Genomic DNA, 19,577 nt, shown 5'->3' on the forward strand with positions numbered 1-19,577 from the left:
CATTGGGGGCGGTCGTCAAGACCTTAACCGCGTTGGACCGCTGCGCACACGATGTCAGTGTCGGTGTGATCGGGCATAGTGCCACGCATGTTCAACGGACTCCACGACGTCGACTGGTCGTCGATGCAGCATGCGTACGGCTCGGCCGATGAGGTTCCGGCGCTGTTGTCGGCCCTGTGTTCCACGGACGCGGAGGACCGGCACAAGGCCCTGAGCAGGTTCTACGATGCGGTCCACCATCAGGGCGATGTGTATGCATGTACGACGGCGAGTCTGCCGTTCCTGTTCGAGCTGGTGGGCGACGCCGCCGCACTTGACCGTGCCGCGATCGTCGAGCTGCTGGTCAGCATCGGGAGTGAAGCCGTCCAACGCTGCGAGTACGTCGGCTCAGTGGACTACGCCGAGGCCGCGGCGGCGGTGCGTAAGCGCGCGGAGGTGTTCGTCGGATTGGCATCGGATGCCGATCCCCGCGTTCGCCGGGCCGCGATTCCGGGGCTGGGGCTGTTCCTCGACGACGCGGACCGGGCCGCGGCGGTGCTGCGGGACCGGCTGCCGGCCGAGCCCGGGATCGTCGAGCGGTTGCTGATCGTGGAGGCGATGGCGACCCTGGCCCTTCGCCTGCCGACGTTGCCGGACGACGCGATGGCGTGGTTCGCCGGGCTGGCCGCCGATTCAGCCGCAGACCCCGAGACCAGGCTCGCGGCCGTGGTCCAGCGGGCCCGCTGTGCTCCGGAGCAGATCAGCAAGGACGTCGTCCCGGCCGCGATCGGCCTGCTGCAGGAGATGGCGCACGGCACGGCGCCGGACGGGGCATGGTGGGACTCACCTCGCCAGGCGGCTCCTGCGAACGGCGTGCCACCGCAGATCGTTGCCGCCTTCGAGGACCTCGACCGGCAAGGGCGCGTTCACACACCGACCACGGATCTGCTGCGCACGTTCCATCGGGCACTGGCAGCACGGGTACCCCAGCGCACGGCGTTGCTCGCGGAGCAGCTGCGCAGCCCTGATCCCGGCTCCCTCCTGGACGCGATACGGATGAGCGCGGAGCTCATGAAGTCCTGGCGCGGTGACCACACCTCGCTCATCATGCTTGTCGCCGGACGCCTCGGTGCGACCGACCACGAAGTCGCCGCCGAGGCGGCAGCCGTCCTCGAGGCCTGTCACCCGATCGCCGAGCCGGCCCGGGAGGCCCTGGCCGCGCACGTCGCCGCGCAGCGCACAGCGCACGGACCAGACGTGTGGGCCGCACCGCAGCCGCAGCTGCGCAGGGCCCACCAGGAGGCGGTCCGGGCGCTCGCCCGCCTCGGCGATGTGCGAGCCGTGCCCAGTGTGCTGGCGGCACTGGACAGCGGAGTCGACGACTGGCGCGCGGTGCAGGTCACCGGAGCCCTGCCGGAGGCCGCGGACCAGCTTGTGCCTCGGCTGTGTGACCACTTGCGCCGCGTCGACCATGCCCAGCAGTGGCTCGAGATGAGCGCAGGCCCGTTGCTGTCCGCCCTGGCCGCGCTCGGCGATCAGGCGGCGCTGCCCTTGATCACCGACACCCTTGTTGCGGCTGTACGTCACCAGCAGTGGCCGACCACGTGCTCGGCCCTGGAAGCGTTGGCGGCATTCGGGCCCGCAGCGGCGCCAGCCCTCGAGGCGATCCGACCGCTGACCGCGGCTTCCGACGCTCACGTGCGGCCCGCTGCCGTCGCCGCGCTGTGGGCCGTCAGCGGCGACCGAGAGGAGGTAATGCCACTGTCGCGTGAACTGCTCGAAGGCCGCCCTTTCTTTTGGCTGATGCAAGCTGCGGACGTGCTCGGCGAGATCGGCCCTCCCGCCGTGGCCGCACTGCCGCGTCTGCGGGAGCTGCTGACTCACAGCTATGAATGGGTCCGTGTCCACTGCGCGGCCGCGCTGTGGGAGATCGGCGGCGAGGCTGAGGCGCCGGCCGTTCTGGACACACTGCTCCCAGCCTGGGCGCAGAATCCTGCCACGGCCAATCATGTGGTGGCGTGCCTGGACCGGATGGGCCTCGCGGCAGAACCGGCCCTGCCGCGGCTCCGCTCGCAGCTGGCCCTTCCCCAGCGCGGCGGCCGGCTTGCGAGTATCGACAACGACGAGGAACTTCAGCGGGTCAGCCGTGCCGTCATCGGGCGGCTCGCCTGAGCCATCGTGAGGGTGCCGGCCATAGTCGGTAACGGCGGTCGCCGTCGGTAGTCGTTCACGAGGTCAAGCCGAGCTCCGGCGGCCTGTCACGGACGGGACTCCGTGAGACTGGAGGCTCCTCGCCGGGCGCCGGCGGCGCGCAGGCCTCGGCGAGCTGCCCGGCGATCGAGGGCCGGCCGTGGTCAGGCCGCCGCGGCGGCCGGGCTAGCGGCGCGCGAGGGCCGGGCTAGCGGCGCGCGAGGGCCGGGCTAGCGGGATCAGGAAATATCTGGATCGTGGATCTCCTGCTCGTCGCGTGCCAAATCCTGATCGGGGCCGTGTTCGCCGTCGCCGCGTTCACCAAGCTGCGCAGCCGCGCGGACCTGCGCTCGTTCGCGTCCACCCTGGTGATGGTGCCGGAACGGCTTCGCCTTCCGGTGGCTTGTGTGGTCGCGACGAGTGAGGCGGCGACGGCTGCGCTCATGGCGATCCCGGAGATCGGGCTGGTCCTCAGCGGGATCATGCTCGGCGCTTTCAGTCTGGTGATCGCTGTCACCGTCCGGCGGGGCATGCGAGTGTCCTGCCGCTGCTTCGGCCCGTCCGTGGTCTCGCTCGGCTGGGTGCACCTGGTGCGAAACGTCCTGCTGTTGCTGGTGGTGGCGCTGGGCGGGATGGCGCTGACCTTCACGAGCGGGCCGCCGGCCGCGGCGGCGCTGGCGGTGGCGATACCGGCCGGGCTGGCGGGGGCGGTCGTGTTCATCGTCTTCGACGACATCGCCGAGTTGTTCATGGACAGAACGGGGAGAGTGTGATGCAGTACCTGGTCGCTGCGGTCGTGCTGGTCGGTCTGCTGTGCATGGTGAACATGCTGCTGACCGTCGGCGTGATCCGCCGGCTGCGCAGCCAGAGCTTGCCGTCGTCGATGCCGGCGGAAGGCCTCTCGCCCGGCGCGAGGGTCCCACAGTTCGCCGCCATGACCACGAGCGGCGAGCCGATCTCCGACGAGCTCCTGGGCGGACCCGCGCTGGTCGGCTTCTTCTCCCGGGGCTGCCAGCCCTGCAAGGACCTGCTTCCTCTCTTCGTGGAGCGGGCACGTGGCACGTCGGACGCCGTGCTCGCCGTGGTCGTCGCCGACCCCGGCGAGGACTCCGCAGCCGACATCGAACGGCTCGCGGAGGTGGCACGTGTCGTCACGGAGGTGCCCCAGGGACCCCTCCAGACGGCGTTCAAGGTCAACGCGTACCCGACGGTCATCACGATCGACGCCGGGGACACGGTCGTCAGCAGCGGCCACACCATGCCCGTCGAGGTCAAGGCGCCGTGAGGCGGGCGTTCTTCGCGGCGGCGTGCGGGCTCGCGGGTCTGGCCGTGCTGGCCGTACGGCTGCGCGCGACGTACCTGGTGATCCACGTCAGCGGCAACAGCATGGCCCCGGCGCTGACCCATGGAGACCGGCTCCTGTCCCGGCGCACGCACCTGGCGGCGCTGCGCAACGGGCAGATCGCCGTCGTCCTGAGCCCTCGCCCGACCGGCAGCAAGTTCCTGATCAAACGCGTTGCCGCCCTGCCCGGCGATCCGGTCCCGGAGCGGGTACGGGAGGTCGTCGCCGACGACGTCGTCCCGGCCGGCAGGTTCGTCCTGATCGGTGACAACACCGAGGCCAGCTTCGACTCCCGCGAGCACGGCTTCTTCCACGCCGACGACCTTCATGCCGTCACCGTCAGAAAGCTGGAGCCACAGCATGACCGTTGACGGAGTGCGCCTGACCGCCTCCGCGCGTGAGGCGGCGGCAACCGGCTGGAGTGGCGCCGCCGTTCCCATGATCGGGTACGCGGTCACCCTACTGGGCACGGCCACGGCGCCGGTCGCGGTGGCCTGGCTGACCAAGCTGGTCATCGACGGCCTCACCGGGGCGGCCTCCCTGGCCGAGCTGCTGGGCCTCGCCGCGGGGCTGGCCGGTACCGGCGTCGCCGCCGCGATCCTGCCGCACTGCTCGCGATACCTCGGCAGCGAGATCGGCCGCGCCATGGCGGCCACCACGACGGACCGGCTCTTCGCGGCCACGGCACGATTTCCGGGGCTCCGGCCCTTCGAGGATCCGCGCTTCCTCGACCGGCTGCGCCTGGCCCAGGAGGGGACGTCCAGGGCAGACGGCATCGTCACCGAGGCATTCGGCCTGGCCCGCTCCGCCGTCACCGTGATCGGCTTCGTCGGTTCCCTGCTGGTGATCAGTCCTGCCATGACGCTGATCGTGCTGTGCGCCGCCGTACCGGCACTCATCGCGCAGCTGAAGCTGTCCCGCCAGCGCACGACCTTGATGTGGGAGATCGGCCCGGCGGAGCGGCGGCAGCTCTTCTACAGCACCCTGCTCAGCACGATCGAGGCGGCCAAGGAGATCAGGCTCTTCAACCTGGGCGGATTCCTGCGCGGCCGCCTCATGGCCGAGCTGTCAACGGCTCACGCGGGCAAGCGGCGGATGGACCGCAAGGAGCTGTCGGCGGAGGGGGCGCTCGCCCTGCTGTCCGCCGTGGTGGCCGGAGGCGGGCTCGTCTGGGCCATAGCCGCGGCCCGGACCGGCACGCTCACCGTCGGGGACGTGTCGATGTTCACCGTCGCCGTCGTCGCCGTCCAGGGCGGGCTCGACACCCTGGTCAACGGCATCGCGATCACCGATCACAACCTGCGGCTCTTCGGCCACTACGTGGCGGTGGTCAGGGCCGAGCCCGACCTCGTCGCGCCGGCCGACCCCGCGCCGCTGCCGCCGCTGCGCCGGGGGATCGAACTGCGCGACGTGTGGTTCCGCTACAGCGACGACCATCCCTGGATCCTGCGCGGCGTCGACCTGTTCATCCCGTACGGCGCGGCCGTGGCGCTGGTCGGGCTCAACGGCGCGGGCAAGAGCACGCTCGTCAAACTGCTCTGCCGGTTCTATGACCCGAGCCGGGGAGCGATCCTCTGGGACGGAGCCGACCTGCGCGACGTCCGGCCGGAGGCGCTGCGGGAGCGGATCAGCGGCGTCTTCCAGGACCACATGGCCTACGACTTCTCCGCCCGCGACAACATCGGCATGGGAGACGTCGGTGCCCGTGACGACCTGAACCGGATCCGCGCCGCCGCGCGAAGGGCCGGGGTGGACGAGCTGCTGGCGGCCCTTCCCCGCGGCTACGACACGCTGCTCACCCGGATGTTCAGCAGCGAGGAGGACCGCGAGGACTCCTCGACCGGCGTCGTGCTCTCCGGCGGCCAGTGGCAGCGAACCGCCCTGGCCAGAGCCTTCCTCCGTGACGGACGGGACCTGATGATCCTCGACGAACCGAGTTCCGGTCTCGATCCCGAAGCCGAGGCCGACGTGCACGCCCGGATGCGCCACCACCGCGCGGGCCAGACCAGCCTGCTCATCTCCCACCGGCTGAACACGGTGCGGGACGCCGACCTGATCGTCGTCCTGAAGGACGGAGGCGTCGCCGAGCGGGGAAGCCACGACGACCTCATGGCGGTGGACGGCACCTACGCCCGCCTCTTCCGCCTACAAGCCCGCGGATATCACGAGACAGCCTCCCGTGAAACCGCGCCCAGTCGACCCGAGACAAAAAAGGAGGTGAACACAGAATGCTGGACAAGCTCATCGACCGGTTGATTCCCACGGTCAAGGCTGACGCGGCGTGCACCCCGAGGTGCGTGCAGATCAGCTACGACCCGAACACCGGGTGCTACAAGATGAAGTGCTATTACGCCAACTGCACTTATCGCACGATCACCATGTGCGAATAAAATCGGCGGAGAGAAGGTGGGACAGGTGAAATCCATCACTGCCTTGGCGGACCGGATCGTTGCCTTCGTCGTACCGGCCGGCGATGCGCAGGCCGCCTGCACCGCACGTTGCATTCTCGACCACACGACCTGCACCGGCAGCATTTGTTGCGCCTACTTCAAGTGCTGGAGGAGCGACTGCTCGGTCTACACGAGAAAGCAGTGCGCGTAGGTAAGTAAAGGGATCGCCCCCTGGCTGGCGCCGGCCAGGGGGAACTCCCGTAGAACGCGAGATCGAGGACCATGAGAAACGCGATAGGAAAGCTCGGCGACCGGATCCTGGCGATGGTCGTCCCGCAGCACAGCGCTGCCGCCGTCGACTGCTACTACATCTACAAATGCATCGGCGGAACGAAACTTCGGGCGCACTGCTGTGACGGAAGTTGTGGAAAATACGTGATCGTCTGCAACACCTGTTGCTAGAGCGGCGCGCCTCGAAGTATCTCCTGGTGCTGCCGGCGCAGGGAGTCGGCCGGCTCGATGCCGAGTTCCGTACTGAGGATGTCTCGCATGCGCCGGTAGGCGGCGAGCGCTTCGGCGCGGCGGCCGCGCCCGGCCAGAGCCCGCAGCAGCATCTCCCATAGGGATTCACGGAAAGGGTGGGCCTCGACGAGGCGCTCCAGTTCCGGGATGACCCAGTTGTGGAGGCCGAGCCGCAGCTCGGCCTCCACCCAGAGCTCGGATGCGGTCAAGTGCACCGCGTCCAGGCGCCGGCGCTCGCGGCGGACGGTTTCGACGTCGATCTCCGGCGCCAGCGGGCCGTGCCACATGTTCAGCGCCTCCCGCAGCAGCCCGGCCGCCACCGCCGGACTGCCCGCGATCAGAGCCTCCGATCCCCGGGTGAAGCGCTGCTCGAACGCCCTGATGTCCACCGCTCGATCCGGGACGACCAGGGTGTAGCCGTTCTCGAGGGTGGTCAGGCTGACACCGTGGGCGGCAAGCGGTGCCAGAGCGCGTCGCAGGCGGTAAACATACGTTTGCAGACTCGCTCTGGCCGTGGCCGGCGGCTCGTCCGGCCAGAGCTCCGTCATCAGCCGATCCACGCTGACCACTCCGCCCGGGCGCAGCATGAGAACGGCGAGGATCGCCTGCTGCTTCGCGGCCCGGACGTTGATCGCGCGGCCCCCGCCGTCGACCACCGCCAAGCGTCCTAACAGTTGGAACATCGTGCACCTCCAACCGGCATTGTGATCGTGCCGGGTATATCCCAGGTATGGGCAGGTGCGCGTGCCGTACCGGAGCTCAGAGGTGGGCCAGGGCCAGGGTGCGGCGGGCCAGGCCGGGTGAGCTCGCGGACCGCGGCGGCATCGGCAACGGGCGCCAGATGGCGGCGGACTGGTCGTGGGGGTGTCCCAGGCGATGCCGATCCGGCCCGACCCAAGTTCGGCGATGCGCACGACGGAGGTGATGGGCGGGTGGTGTCGTCGATCGGCGTCACCGGCAGCTCGGCCCTTGCCGGAGCGGTTGCCCTTGCCGTCGTAGGCGTCGCACCCTGGAGCGAGCCGCGCCTGTGGATCGTTCCAGGCATCCGTGGGGAGGCGGGTATGAGCCGCTGGCCCGGAGGTTACCTTCGGACCCCATCGCCCATTCTTTCTCGAGTCAAAAGTGGCCGGGACAATGCTTCGTCACGACAGGGCCAAGGCGGGCGGTGTGGTTATTGTCAGATGGAAATTCCCGCTCTTTCAACCCGTCGGCACCCTGCCAGAGGAGACAAAATGACCCTGACCACCGACGTTACGGGCACGACCACCACCCACGGCACCGTGACATTCCTCGACGACATGAACGACGCCGCATTGCAGGCCAACAGAGACATCGTCGGCTTCTATCAATACCTCGACCAAAACAGCAGCAGTGGGCCGGAGGCCCTGCCGGGTATCGCGCCGGCGGTCGGCATGGCCGCGGTCGGGGTGGCCGCCACGATTCAGTCGAACATGATCGCGGCAGCGCAACTCGGTGCGAACATCGCCAACACGGTGCTGACGCACCAGTCGGCAGGGGAGTCTCTGGAGATCACCGTCACGAACAACTCGACGAAGGCTCTCACGCTGTACAACTGCCGCCCGACCAAGGCGGACATCTCCAACGTGCCCAACCCCCTCTTCACCGGAGAGACCGACACGGTCGTACTGACCAGAGGCGACGGCTTCATTCAAGGCACAACCAGCGTCGAGCTCCAATTCTGCATCGGCAACGGAGAAGCCATCGACTCGAACGACAATTCGGTGATCCTGTTCAGCATCACGTACTCGTACATCGCGGGGGACACTGATCCGGGACGATGGATAGTGCAGGCCACCGTGGACAACAGCGAGCTCCACTCGTTCCCCAAGGCGATACAAATGCTCGGGTTCACCTTCGAGAGCGCTCCAGGCTCGGACTATCCGGGCTTCAGCCTCTACACCTTCCCGATCGAGACCAGTGAAGGATCGATTTCGCTGGTGATTTACGACCGCTAGGATCGCGCTGAATAATCGCGATCTGCCCCACTACCGGTGGTCAACGTCGTGCGAGTGACCAAGGGCTGCGTCCAGGACGGGTTCGCGGGCGACAGGGCTGCACCTGGAGTAGGGCCGAAGCGCTCTCGGCTCGTGGGACACACACGGGCTCGATGAGACACCCCGGGGCGGTTGAGCACCCCGGGCGCAGATGACGATCGCGACCCCTGATGATCCTTGGCGTCCACGCCAGTCGATCAAGAACAGGGGCCGCGTTCGCGTGCCGTCATCCCCGATCGACGTGCTCGCACGCCCCTTGGAGCACGTCGCCGACCCGCTGAGCGACCTGCCTTGGCCCTTGAGGTCGTCGTCTCGGCCGTCGTAGGGATTTTGGTCGTGGTAGCGGTGCATGGAGCTGTCGCGGTGGTGGCCGTAGTAGACGCCGCCGCCGGGGGAGAGGAGGTGGTCGAAGACCTGCCAGGTGGTGTCGCGGAGTTGGTGGCGTTGCCAGGAGTCGGCGCCGTTGATGCGGTAGGAGATGAGCTGGCCTCCAGCGGCGGCCCTGCGCGGATGAACTCAGCCAGGGCGTCGTCGAGAGGAAGACCTGGGAACCGCCCCCCGCCGCCGGATGCGATGGCGTCGAGATTTCCTGCGACGGCGCATCCGACGGGGGAGCGGGCGGATCAGGTGCTGTGGATGCGCTCGCGCGTGTCAGATCGATGTTTTCGGGCTGAGCATTGCTCCATCGCGGCAGAGGTGGCGTTGTAGCTCTGCGACGTCGATCTGACGCAGAGGCTTGCGACTGGCGCTGCTCAGCGCCGCGAGCGTCCCCGCAGCTTGTCCCATGGCCATGCATTGGGCGATGGAGCGTGCGCTGGCGTGGGCCTCGTGAGTGGCTGACAGGCAGCGTCCGGCGACGATGACGTTGTTCAGGCCGACAGGGAGGAGGCAGCGTAGGGGAATGTCGTACACGCCGTTGTCCGGGATGTAGCGCCAGAGGGTGTCGGTGCCGCTGGTGTGGTCTTCGATCGGCGCGCCGCATTGAGCGATGGCGTCATCGAAGCGCTGTGCGCTCAGTACGTCGTCGGCGGTCAGCCGGTAGTCGCCGTGGACACGGCGAGCTTCGCGTACGCCGATGTGCGAGGACAGTCCGACCAGGCCGGCCTTCTCGTAACCGGGTACGAGGTCCCGCAGGAACCGAACGTATTCCCCGACCTGCCGCCGTCCGTCCATTTCGGCGCGGGTCAGCTGGCGGACATCGGTCGGGTCGACGCCCACCACCCGTGTCATGTTGGCGAGTGAAACGCCGTCGCCCGGGGTCCGGTGGATGCTGCCCTCCTGCCGAGGCAGCTTGTAGTCACCATGGCTCGCAGCCTGAGCCATCAGCTCGAACAGTTCTTGTTTCGGGAACGACCGGGCGCGGTCGGTGTCGACGTTGGCGACCCGGAACGTCGTGGTCAGCGCTTGAACGGGTTCCCCGGTCTCCGCTCCGTCGTAGCCGGCGCCGGCGTGGGCGCAGATATCCGCATCGCCGGTGCAGTCGACGACCACGCTCGCAGAGGCCCTGAGCAGGCCGTTTCTGGTGGCGAGCAGTACATCGGTGACGTCGCCTCCTTCGGCGTCGACGATGACGTCGATCGCCATGGTGTGGAACAGGACGTCAGCGCCGCTGCCGGCGACGAGTTCGTCCCACACCATGGTCAGCACTTCGGGGGAATACGTGACGCCTCCTCCTGCGCCGTATGTGTTCGGCCGGATGAAGGCGGCGTCACGCGTCGTAAGCGCATCGACGACCTCTTGGGCGATTCCTCCGACGACCTTCGCGTTCGGGCCTGGGGTGTAGAAGCCATAGAACGTGTCCAGGACGCTGGTTCCGATGCCTCCGAGGCATCCGTGGCGCTCGACCAGGAGCACTCGAGCGCCTGAGCGAGCGGCGGCGATCGCGGCGACACAGCCCGCTGATCCGCCGCCGGCCACGAGCACGTCGACGGTGGCTACCTGCGGGACCTGACCGAGCACCGGCGTGATCGCGGTGGCGAGGCGAAATGAACTCGGGGGCATCAAGAAATATCCTTAATGGCGAGGAATCGGGCAGGGTTGGTGCGAGTGATCTGGTCGACCGGTTGATCGCCGATGCGGCGGCGCAGCCGGGGCAAGAAGTCGCGGCCGAGTACGTCCATCCCCGGCCCGCCTCCGTAAGCACGCAGCATCGTGCTGCGGCCGACATCGGTTCCCAGCATCAGTCGTTCGGGGTGCCCGCCGTCGAGGAGCCGCTCGATGAGCGCCATGAGGTCGGAGTCCGGCCGGTATTTGATCCTGCCGACCGTGTCGTAGAGCAGGTACGCGCCGCGTTGGGCGAGCTCGCCATGCAGGTCCGGGTCGGCGTTGCGGTCCATGTGCGCAAGTGCGACCCGGTCGGGGCTCAGCCCGCCGGCTTCGGCCATGTCGAGCATGTCGTGGGCGAGCGTTCCGATCTCGCAGTGCACGGCCACGCTGACCCCGGCCAACCGCGCCGCTTCGATGCCGGCTTCGATCCGGCGGCGTTCACCGGAGGTGATCCGCTGATAGGAGGCGCCGATCTTGATCAGTCCGGCGCGCACCGTTGTCGGCAGCGGTGCCGGCCCGCGCCAGTCCCGGTCGTCGATGCCGGTACGCAGGTCGGTGAGCAGAACATCCAGCAGGACGTCCGCGCTTTCGCGGTGTACCCAGTGATCGGCGGTGTAGTGGGCGTCGCGGTGATAGCCGGTGGCCAGCACGACCTGGACGCCGGAGCGTCGCGAGATCTCGGCCAGGTGAGTGGGCCGGCGCCCGAGCCCCACTGTGGTCAAGTCGACTACGGTGTCGATGCCGCTGCCGGCGACGAGGCTCAGCTCGGCACACATCTTGTCCGGGTCGTCGAAGTGTTCCCCGGGCAAGGCCGGGCTGGACAGGAACACGTGCTCGTGGGCGTCGACGACGCCCAAGCTGTCCGCCTCGACCGGCCCGCAGACCGTCTGGACGAGAGACACTCCACTGCTCCGTTCGTCGCGTCAGCGTAGGGTCCAGCCGCCGTCGGCGGGTAGGACGGCGCCGGTCATGGTGCGGGCCGCGTCCGACAGCAGCCAGAGGATCGCGGCGGCGACTTCGGCGGGTTCCAGCGCCCGGCGGCTCAGGGGCTGGAGCGCCGCCATCGAGCGGGTGATATCCGGGTCTCCCAGAGCGCGCTGCGCCATGGGTGTGTTCACCAGCCCTGGCGCGACGATGTTGATGCGCACACCGGAGCGGGCCGCCTCGTAGGCCGCCGAGCGGACGAGGGGCACCAGGGCTCCTTTCGCGCTCGCGTAGGCGACTGTGAGGAAGTCGTCCGCGAGGGTCGTGGCAAGCGCCGAGCCCACGACGACGATGGACCCCCCGCCGCCTCGGGCCAGCTCCGGAATCCCCGCTCGCAGCAGCCGGAAGACCGACTCGTGGTTGACCCGGTGCACCTCGGTCCAGGCTTGATCGGTGCAGTCGGTTATCGGACCGTCTCCCAGGCCGCGCCCGCTCATGCCGATGGCGTGCACTATTCCATCCAGGCCGCCGAGGCGCTCGCTGGCTTGCCTGACGGCCGACTCTGCTCCGCCGGGCCTGGTCACGTCGACGTCGTCGCGGTCGACACCGTAGGCGGCACATCCTTCAGCTGCCAGCGCTTCCATCACCGAGGCGCCGATGCCGCCACGGGCGCCGGCGACGAGGACGCGCCCGGACATCAAAGTGCCTTCTTGCGCAGGACGGCGGCGGCGCGGGCCGCGTGATCGAGGTACGCGTCCTCGAACATCGCCGTCGACCGTTCGGAGCCGACGAGCTGGCCGCTGGTCAGCACGGCCGGCATGCGCCCTGCGGCCACCAGCAGTTCGGCGGTGCGGACCTTGATGTTGTTGACAATGGCGACGGCGGCCAGAGTGCTTCCCGGGCCTATCGGAGTATCCAGCCCCGGGATCTCGCAAAGAGCGTCGCCGACAGGGGTACAAAGGTCGATCACGACGTCGGCGTGGTCGCAGAGCTTGGTTCCTGACGAATGCCGCGCCTCTGCGGCGTTGGTCGCGGCCAAGGAGGTGACCGCGATGACCGGCAGGCCGGCTTTGCGGGCGCCGATGGCCATTTCGATCGGCACGGCGTTGAGCCCGGTCGCGCTAAAAATGATCATGCTGTCTTGGGGTCGTAGCTGGAAGTTGGCGAGGATGACGTCGGCGAGACCTTCCATACGCTCGATGAACATCGCCTGGCGTTGGCCGTTGGCACCGACGACCTGAGTGTGAAAGGTCATCGACAGCTCGGCCAGCGGACTGAAGCCCGGGTAGGACCCGTAGCGGGGGAAGAGCTCTTCAATCGGGATACGGGAGTGTCCGGTACCGAAGGCGTGGACCAGCCCGCCGCCACCGATCGAACGGGCGGCGATCTGGCTGGCCTGCTCGATCGGGTCCTGCTGGGTGCTGTCCAGTGCGTCCAGAATGCGGCGAGCCTGATCAGTCCATCTCACGTGTACTCCAAGAGGGTTGGTTGATCGTCCTGGGCGCCGAGAGCGGCACCTATTGCGGCGGAATGGTCGGTGAAGTGGGCGAGCCGGATGAGTGACGGCCCGATGAGCGGCGCCACAGTCTCCAACCGCCGTCTGACGACATCGACGAGGCCGGGATAGCCGTGCGCGAGCCCGCCGCCGAGGACGACGTTGGATATCCCGAGCAGAGCGCACGCGTTGGCCACGCCGGCTGCCAGCGCGGCGCTCGCGTGGCTGACGACCGCCGCCGCCCCGCGGTCACCGTCGGCGACCGCGGCGAAAATGGCGACGGGAGTGAGCCGCGCCAAATCGCCGCCGCTGCGACGTTCGATGAGGGGGGCGGCACCGGCCCTGACGGCGGCGCGAGCGGCTGTCACCAATGCGGCGCCGCCGCCGACGGCGTCGACGCAGCCGCGGCCGCCGCAGCCGCACAGTGGCCCGTCGGGTACCACGCTGACGTGCCCGACTTCGCCGACGCGGCCCGCGACGCCGCCGAGCAGCCTTCCGCCGAGCACGACGGCGCCGCCCACCCCGGTTCCGATGGCCACGAAGACCGCGTCAGCGAGATCGGTCGCGGCGCCGAGGCGCAACTCGGCGAGAGCGAATGCCCGGGCGTCGTTGAGCACAGCGACGTGGTGTCCGGTGGCCCTGGTCAGGACTGCGCCCAACGGAAAGTCACGCCACTGTCCCGGCAGATTGGGCACGATGCCGGTCCGGCCGGTAGCGGCATCGACATGGCCGGGAACGGTGATCCCGACCCCCCTGACATCGCCTGCCTGTTCGTTGATCAGCGCGGCGACCTGATCGACGACCGAATGCTCACCATCGCGCGCCGTAGGCATCGAGCCGGATGCGACCACCTCACGACCGTTCAGGATCGTCCATTTGATGTTCGTGCCGCCGACATCGACACCCAGCCAGCACGCCACCTCGGGCGCGCCCGCCAGCGTCCGATCTTGGTTATCTAGCCCTCTAGACATGGAGTAACCTAGCCTCGTAGTTGCTGCGACGAGAAAGGAGCCGGCTGTGGCTGCCGCTCGCACACCGCGTTACGTGGTGATCGAGGAGCATCTCCGCAAGCTCATCGCCGCTGGTCAACCTGGTGATCAGCTGCCCAGCGACAGCGAGCTTTGTGAGCGCTTCAACGTCAGCCGGATGACCGCGCGTCAGGCCGTGCTGCGTCTGGTCAATGCGGGAGCCATCTATCGCGTGCCGGGCAGCGGTAGCTTCATCGCCGATCATCACATCCATCGCGGGATGAACCGACTACGGTCGTTCACCGAGGACATGCGGTCCCGTGGACGAGTGCCCAGTTCGCGGGTGCTCAACGCTGGGCTCAGAGCCGGCTCGGCAGATGAGCTGCGCGCGTTGCATCTCGCCGCGGCTGATCGTGTCGTCGCCGTGACGCGCGTGCGTCTGGCCGACGGGATCCCCTTGGCCTTGGAGCGTGCCATCCTGCCTCCTGGTAGTGCGCCGATCTTGCAGGCGGACCTGGCGACGTCGTCGATGCATGAACTCGTGCGGGAGCTGGGACGTGAGCCGACGCTGGCTCGCGGTTCGCTGACGGCGGCGACCGCGTCCCCGCTTGAGGCCGAACTGCTGGCGGTCAAGGTGGGGGCCGGGCTGCTGGTCGAACGTCGCACGATTTTCGATCAGCAGGGAGCACCGATGGAATACACCGAGACCTCCTACGTCGGCGAGCGTTACCTGTTCGATGTCGTCCTCGAGCGCGGCTGACGCACCGGCGCCAGGGCGGCCGCGGCGTCGGCACATCAGCGCGGGGCAGGCCGGCTTCATCGCGGAAGCGCGTCGACGTCACGGGGATCGACCCGCAACCCGGTACGCGATGACTCGATCGCGGCGTAACACAGCGCCAGTCCCGGCAATGAAGCCCGGCCCTCTATGCCAGGCCGCCGCCCGTCCTCGATCGCGCGGAGCATCTCGCCCATCGTTCCGCGCATCCCGTTGGCGAACCAGTCGCCTTCAACGGTCACCGGGTGAGTGCCGCGTGCGTCAGTGAGAACGACGTCCGGGCCGCCGAGCGATTGCCCTGTGTGGGTGAGCACACCAGTTGTTCCCTCGACCCGGTAGCCGCCGGACTCAGCCCACCTGCTGGAGCCGCGGAATACGAGGCTGACCTGCGCGTCGTCGAAATCGATGAGGGCCTGGGCCTGTGTCGGGACCGGGATGACCTGTCCATGGCGCGTGCCGCAGTTCGCCATGACGCTCCGGGCCTCACCATGCTCCCCGAAAAGGTTGGCGATGAGGTCGAACCAGTGGATACCGAAGTCGTAGAGGATCAAGTCCTCCATCTTGGAGAAGCGTGGATCGCTCTCCACGATCCGATCATGCGGCCAGTAGACGGCGAAGTCGGCAGAGGTCAGTGTGCCGATCTGACCGGCCGCAACGGCATGGCGAAGATAGGAGAAATGAGGCGCCCAGCGCCCATTCTGATTGACCGCGAGCGTGCGGCCGACTTCATCGGCGATGGCGCACAGCCGCCGCCCTTCGGCCAGCGAGCGCACGAACGGCTTCTGGCTGAGGACATGCTTGCCGGCGCGCAGCGCGGCCTCGACGATCGGCGGGCGCACATCGACGTGGGTGGCGATGTCGACCACCTCGAGTTCTGGCATGGCGAGCATCTCGTGGTAATCGGTGATGACCCGAGCGCCCGGGAAGAACTCCGCCTGCCGCTCGTACGCACGCTCGGCGAGCAGATCGCACAGCACGAGCACGTCGTAGCCGGCCTCGCGGTAGGCGGCGAGGTGCAGAGCGCTGATACCTCCGCAGCCGATCAACCCGATGCCCGGCCGGTAGTGCCGCGGCTCCTGCGGTAGATACCGCACCGTTCTGTCGCCGGCAGTCATCGGCCGGTCCCGACCGTAAGCGGCTGAGCAGCGGCGACGTCCGCGAGCGAGACCGTTCTGCGCAGGCGTGCGCTCAAGATGGCCGCATCGGCGATCTGCTGTCCCGCCCGGGAGATGCCCCAGGAACTCGGTCCGGCGACCGGTACGTCGCGCTCCAGCGAATCGATGAGCAGTCCGAGGTGATCCCGTTCGGCCGCCGGCAGCACGTCCACGGCGACCGGGGCGCCTTCCGGCCGGGCGGCGGTGTGCAGGGTGATGGTCTCGGCGTAATCCCAGCTCGTGATGACTCCCTCAGATCCGATGACAGTGAATCCACAACGCGGCGCGGACTGGATGGTCCACGGATCGGTGAAAGTACCCCACCGGGTCTGGAACGTGGACAGGCCGCCGGGGTAGGCCGCGGTGACGACCGACTGCTCGTCCACCTCCAGTCCGGGCGGGATGTAGGTCACCGCCGTCACCTCGCTCGGCAGCTCCCCGTCGCGGAACCAGGTGCCCAGCGTGACGCCGTAACCGAGGTAGTCCAGTAGTGAACCGCCGCCCGCGGCTCGCTGATACCACCATGACGCGTTCTTGGTGGCGACGTCTTCGCTCGTCGCGACCTCGCGCTTGTCGTGTGCGTGTTTGAGCGGCCCACGGTTGCCGTCGTAGTAGTGGATTTCGGCGACCTCCCCGATGACTCCCTCGCCGACCAGCCGCTTGGTCGTGCGATGGGGCGGATACCACGCCAGCGGCCAGTTGACCGTCAGCGTGCGTCCGGTGTCGCGCATGGCGGCGATCATGCGATCGGCATCGGCCAGCGAGGATGCGAAGGGCTTCTCGACGACCACGTGCACCGGATGGGAAGCCAGGTACTCGACCCAGCGCACATGGTCGGCGGTCGTCGAGCACACGATGACGATCTGCGGCGACGCGCGCTGAAGCATCTCGTCGACGTCGGTGTAGAGCAGGACCTCGGGCAGGCCCAGGTGTGCGAGCACGCTTCTGCCACGGCTTGGCCGGTCATCCCACGCGCCTACCAGCTCCACGCTGGGGTGTTCGGCGGCGAGGCGCAGCTGATCGCCGGCATGCATGTGATCGAAGCCGAGCACCGCGACCCGCCAGATCCCCGAAGCGTTCGTCCCTTCCGGCATGTATTCGACCTCCGCGAGCAGCCATCTATACAGGTCGTTATGTAAGCAGACGCCTGTGTGCCGGTCAAGGTCACCGATCGGCCAGCCGACCGGCGCCGTGCACGTGGTCCGCGTTGCTGTATGGTCCACAGCTGGCTGACCTACCTGGTCACTCCCGGGCAAGGAGGTCCGTCATGCCTCCTTGGCGGGGTGCGGCACTCATTGAAGATCGTGTTAATTCTGGGTATCGGAACACTAGCCATCTATATCGATGTCGGCCTATCGTCTCGCTACATCGACGCTGACCTTCCACTGGAGGACCCAGATGAACGACACGGTGCGTCATGGCGCGATCCCGTCCGGCATCGACCGCCGGCACTTCCTACGCTTCGGTGCGATGGGTCTTGGAGGGGCTGCGCTCCTGGGGGCCTGTGGCAAGGGCAACGGCATCGGCGGCGGCAGCGGCACAAGCAGCAGCACCGCGTCGGCAGCAGGGCTGCCGTCCGCTCCGGCCGTGCACAACGTAGCCACCGCCAAGAAATACGCCGGTACGACGGTCGCGACCGACATCCCCGGCTTCGGTACGGAGATGTCCACCACTGAGCAGCTGGCGAAACAGTTCGAGGCCGAGACCGGCATCAAGATCAAAACTGTTCCGCTTCCGAAGAGCACGTCCGACGCGTACGCCGCGGACCAGCGCCTGCTCGCCGCCAATCAGAGCAGTCCCGACGTCCTGCTCGTGGACCTCATCTATCCGCCCGCGCTGGCCCAGTATCTCCTTGATCTCAAAGGCCATCTCACCGAGGCCGAGATCAAGCTGAGCTACCCCAACCTCATCGCGGTCAACACGATCGACTCTCGCCTCGTGGCCTACCCGTGGTACGGCGGGTTCGGGCGCCTCTACTACCGGACCGATCTGCTGGAGAAGTACGGATTCTCCAAGCCGCCGGAAACCTGGACCGAGCTCACCTCCATGGCGACCAAGATCCAGGCCGGTGAGCAGAAGGCCAACAAGGCATTCGCCGGCTACGTCTTCCAGGGCAACGCCTACGAAGGCTTGACCTGCAACGCTCTGGAATGGGTGGCCTCCTACAACGGTGGCACGTTCATCGACGGAACCTCCGTGTCCGTCGACAACCCGAGCGCGATCGCCGCGCTGAAGCTGGCCCAGAGCTGGGTCGGCAAGATCTCTCCGACCGGCGTCACCACATTCACCGAGGACGAGACGCACAGCGCGTTCGGTGCCGGCAACGCGGCCTTCATGCGCAACTGGGAGTACGCCGAAGACCTGCAGAAGGGGTCGAACGTCGCCGGGAAGTTCGCGGTCGCGCCGTTGCCCGCGGGCACCGGGGCCGGCGCCACGACCGCCGCGGCCGCGGGCGGATGGGCGGTCGCCATCAACAAGAACAGCCAGAACGCGGAGGCCGCCGTGGAGTGGCTGCGATACCTGACCAGCCCCGAGGCGCAGGCCTATCGAGCCATCAATTCCGCCGATGTCCCCGCCCAGCCGGCCGTCGCCGCCATGGCGGAGGTGCAGGCCGCGCTGCCGGCTCTGAAGCAGAAGGTCGTCCCGTTCGCGCGTCCGACCCAGATCGGCGCCCAGTACAACGAGGCATCAACGATCATTTTCCAGGCGGTGAACGCGATGCTTCGCGGTTCGAACGTGGAGTCGGGAGTGAAGAAGATGGCCGGCGATCTTCGGGAACTGATCGGATGACGGCTCCGCCACGCTCCGGCCACGCTCGTCGCTCGAGCGCCGGCCTCGCCGCGCAACAGGCTCGGCTCGCCTGGATCCTGCTGGCTCCCAGCCTGGCCGTGGCGGCTGTGGTGGCGTTGTACCCGGCCATCACCACGATCTACCGCAGCTTCACCAATGACACCTTCGGCGGCACCTCCAGCTGGATCGGCCTGGGTAACTACACGACCCTGCTGGAGGACGCGGCCTTCTGGTCCTCGGTCTGGATCACGATCGAGTTCTCGGTGATCACGGTCGCGATCGAGGCCGTGCTGGGAATGATTCTCGCGCTGACGTTGCACAGCGTCTTCATCGGTCGTGGAATCATGCGGGCACTGTTGCTGGTTCCGTTCGCGATCATCAATGTGATCTCGGCGAGCATCTGGAAGTTGATGTTCAACCAGAGCTACGGCGTCTTCAACGATTTGCTCGTCGACAAGTTGCACCTGGCCAGTGAGCCGTTCGACTTCTTCGGCACCCGTACGGCTGCGCTGCTGTCGGTCTCGGCGATCGACGTATGGAAGACGACGCCGTTCATGGCGCTCCTGCTGCTGGCCGGGCTGCAATCCATTTCGCGCGACACTCAGGAGGCCGCGCAGGTGGATGGAGCGGGACCGGTGCGGCGGTTCTTCTCCATCACACTGCCGCAGCTTCGGCCCGCACTGCTGGTCGCACTGGTCTTCCGCAGTCTGGACGCACTGCGCGTGTTCGACGTGTTCTATGTGCTCTTCGGCGCACGAGCAGACACCACCACGATGTCGATCTACATCGAGCAGAACATCGTCGACTTCGGCAAGGCAGGCTACGGCTCGGCGATCAGCGTCGCCGCCATGCTGCTCATCGCCGTCTTCATCACGATGTACGTGGGCCTGAACGCGAGGATGAACAACAAGTGACCAACACCCTGATCCCACAGCCCCCGACCATGAGGAAGCAGACGAGGCGCCAGGTCCGGCTCTGGCATGGGCG

19 protein-coding genes are annotated in these 19,577 nt (G+C 67.8%); 11 read left to right on the forward strand and 8 right to left on the reverse strand.

Annotated features, from left to right (window positions below; translation table 11 throughout):
• Nucleotides 1-87: 87 nt before the first annotated feature.
• The 7 genes from ACTMTI_RS09375 (at nt 88) to ACTMTI_RS09405 (ending at nt 6,112) form a co-directional block, all read left to right on the forward strand.
• Complete coding sequence (locus ACTMTI_RS09375) at nt 88-2,151, forward strand: hypothetical protein (protein WP_441119595.1); 2,064 nt, start codon at nt 88-90, stop codon at nt 2,149-2,151.
• 275 nt (nt 2,152-2,426) lie between these two features.
• Nucleotides 2,427-2,942 (forward strand): MauE/DoxX family redox-associated membrane protein, encoded by a 516-nt coding sequence (locus ACTMTI_RS09380; protein ID WP_441119596.1) that lies wholly within the window; start codon nt 2,427-2,429, stop codon nt 2,940-2,942.
• Nucleotides 2,942-3,454 carry a TlpA family protein disulfide reductase gene (locus ACTMTI_RS09385; RefSeq protein ID WP_441119598.1) on the forward strand — a complete coding sequence of 171 codons (513 nt, stop codon included), beginning with the start codon at nt 2,942-2,944 and terminating at the stop codon, nt 3,452-3,454. The genes ACTMTI_RS09380 and ACTMTI_RS09385 overlap by 1 nt, the downstream gene beginning before the upstream one ends.
• Complete coding sequence (locus ACTMTI_RS09390) at nt 3,451-3,882, forward strand: S26 family signal peptidase (protein ID WP_441119599.1); 432 nt, start codon at nt 3,451-3,453, stop codon at nt 3,880-3,882. Before ACTMTI_RS09385 ends, ACTMTI_RS09390 begins: the two co-directional genes overlap by 4 nt.
• Nucleotides 3,872-5,767 carry an ABC transporter ATP-binding protein gene (locus ACTMTI_RS09395; RefSeq protein WP_441119601.1) on the forward strand — a complete coding sequence of 632 codons (1,896 nt, stop codon included), beginning with the start codon at nt 3,872-3,874 and terminating at the stop codon, nt 5,765-5,767. Before ACTMTI_RS09390 ends, ACTMTI_RS09395 begins: the two co-directional genes overlap by 11 nt.
• Nucleotides 5,740-5,901, forward strand: a complete 162-nt coding sequence (locus ACTMTI_RS09400) for a hypothetical protein (protein ID WP_357900383.1) — start codon at nt 5,740-5,742, stop codon at nt 5,899-5,901. Before ACTMTI_RS09395 ends, ACTMTI_RS09400 begins: the two co-directional genes overlap by 28 nt.
• Nucleotides 5,902-5,926: 25 nt before the next feature.
• Complete coding sequence (locus ACTMTI_RS09405) at nt 5,927-6,112, forward strand: hypothetical protein (protein WP_441119603.1); 186 nt, start codon at nt 5,927-5,929, stop codon at nt 6,110-6,112.
• Nucleotides 6,113-6,359: 247 nt separating this feature from the next.
• On the opposite strand, the gene ACTMTI_RS09410 is transcribed toward ACTMTI_RS09405, so the two are convergent.
• Entirely contained in the window at nt 6,360-7,106 is a 747-nt protein-coding gene (locus ACTMTI_RS09410; protein ID WP_441119604.1) for an AfsR/SARP family transcriptional regulator, read from the reverse strand.
• Between the two features lie 549 nt (nt 7,107-7,655).
• On the opposite strand from ACTMTI_RS09410, the gene ACTMTI_RS09415 reads away from it, so the two are divergent.
• Nucleotides 7,656-8,399 (forward strand): hypothetical protein, encoded by a 744-nt coding sequence (locus tag ACTMTI_RS09415; RefSeq protein WP_441119605.1) that lies wholly within the window; start codon nt 7,656-7,658, stop codon nt 8,397-8,399.
• Nucleotides 8,400-9,089: 690 nt separating this feature from the next.
• On the opposite strand, the gene ACTMTI_RS09420 is transcribed toward ACTMTI_RS09415, so the two are convergent.
• Genes ACTMTI_RS09420 through ACTMTI_RS09440 form a run of 5 tightly spaced genes read right to left on the reverse strand, consistent with a single transcriptional unit; the run spans nt 9,090 to nt 13,874 of the window.
• Nucleotides 9,090-10,439, reverse strand: coding sequence for an FAD-dependent oxidoreductase (locus tag ACTMTI_RS09420; protein WP_441119606.1), 1,350 nt, complete (start codon nt 10,437-10,439; stop codon nt 9,090-9,092).
• Nucleotides 10,439-11,386 carry a phosphotriesterase family protein gene (locus ACTMTI_RS09425; protein ID WP_441119607.1) on the reverse strand — a complete coding sequence of 316 codons (948 nt, stop codon included), beginning with the start codon at nt 11,384-11,386 and terminating at the stop codon, nt 10,439-10,441. Before ACTMTI_RS09425 ends, ACTMTI_RS09420 begins: the two co-directional genes overlap by 1 nt.
• Nucleotides 11,387-11,407: 21 nt before the next feature.
• The gene (locus ACTMTI_RS09430; RefSeq protein ID WP_138711675.1) at nt 11,408-12,106 is read right to left on the reverse strand and encodes an SDR family NAD(P)-dependent oxidoreductase; all 699 of its coding nucleotides are present in this window, start codon (nt 12,104-12,106) and stop codon (nt 11,408-11,410) included.
• Nucleotides 12,106-12,876 carry a sugar isomerase domain-containing protein gene (locus ACTMTI_RS09435; RefSeq protein WP_441119609.1) on the reverse strand — a complete coding sequence of 257 codons (771 nt, stop codon included), beginning with the start codon at nt 12,874-12,876 and terminating at the stop codon, nt 12,106-12,108. The genes ACTMTI_RS09430 and ACTMTI_RS09435 overlap by 1 nt, the downstream gene beginning before the upstream one ends.
• Nucleotides 12,873-13,874: an ROK family protein gene (locus ACTMTI_RS09440; RefSeq protein WP_441119610.1), complete on the reverse strand. Its 1,002-nt coding sequence runs from the start codon at nt 13,872-13,874 to the stop codon at nt 12,873-12,875. Before ACTMTI_RS09440 ends, ACTMTI_RS09435 begins: the two co-directional genes overlap by 4 nt.
• A gap of 73 nt (nt 13,875-13,947) precedes the next feature.
• Here ACTMTI_RS09440 and ACTMTI_RS09445 point away from each other — a divergent pair, with 73 nt between their 5' ends.
• A complete protein-coding gene (locus tag ACTMTI_RS09445; protein WP_441119611.1) occupies nt 13,948-14,631 on the forward strand; it encodes a GntR family transcriptional regulator in 684 nt (227 codons plus the stop codon).
• A 56-nt stretch (nt 14,632-14,687) separates the two neighbouring features.
• Here the strand turns inward: ACTMTI_RS09445 and ACTMTI_RS09450 are convergent, their stop codons facing one another.
• Together ACTMTI_RS09450 and ACTMTI_RS09455 are read right to left on the reverse strand one after the other, a co-directional pair.
• On the reverse strand, nt 14,688-15,761 hold the full coding sequence (locus ACTMTI_RS09450) for a Gfo/Idh/MocA family protein (RefSeq protein WP_441119612.1): 1,074 nt from the start codon (nt 15,759-15,761) through the stop codon (nt 14,688-14,690).
• Nucleotides 15,758-16,894, reverse strand: coding sequence for a Gfo/Idh/MocA family protein (locus ACTMTI_RS09455; protein WP_441119613.1), 1,137 nt, complete (start codon nt 16,892-16,894; stop codon nt 15,758-15,760). The genes ACTMTI_RS09450 and ACTMTI_RS09455 overlap by 4 nt, the downstream gene beginning before the upstream one ends.
• A gap of 304 nt (nt 16,895-17,198) precedes the next feature.
• Between ACTMTI_RS09455 and ACTMTI_RS09460 the strand changes: the two genes are divergently transcribed.
• Nucleotides 17,199-18,590 (forward strand): extracellular solute-binding protein, encoded by a 1,392-nt coding sequence (locus ACTMTI_RS09460; RefSeq protein WP_441119614.1) that lies wholly within the window; start codon nt 17,199-17,201, stop codon nt 18,588-18,590.
• Nucleotides 18,587-19,504 (forward strand): carbohydrate ABC transporter permease, encoded by a 918-nt coding sequence (locus tag ACTMTI_RS09465; RefSeq protein ID WP_441119616.1) that lies wholly within the window; start codon nt 18,587-18,589, stop codon nt 19,502-19,504. Before ACTMTI_RS09460 ends, ACTMTI_RS09465 begins: the two co-directional genes overlap by 4 nt.
• Nucleotides 19,505-19,577 lie beyond the last annotated feature (73 nt).

The organism is Nonomuraea sp. H19, from assembly GCF_052068215.1.
Classification (GTDB): Bacteria; Actinomycetota; Actinomycetes; order Streptosporangiales; family Streptosporangiaceae; genus Nonomuraea.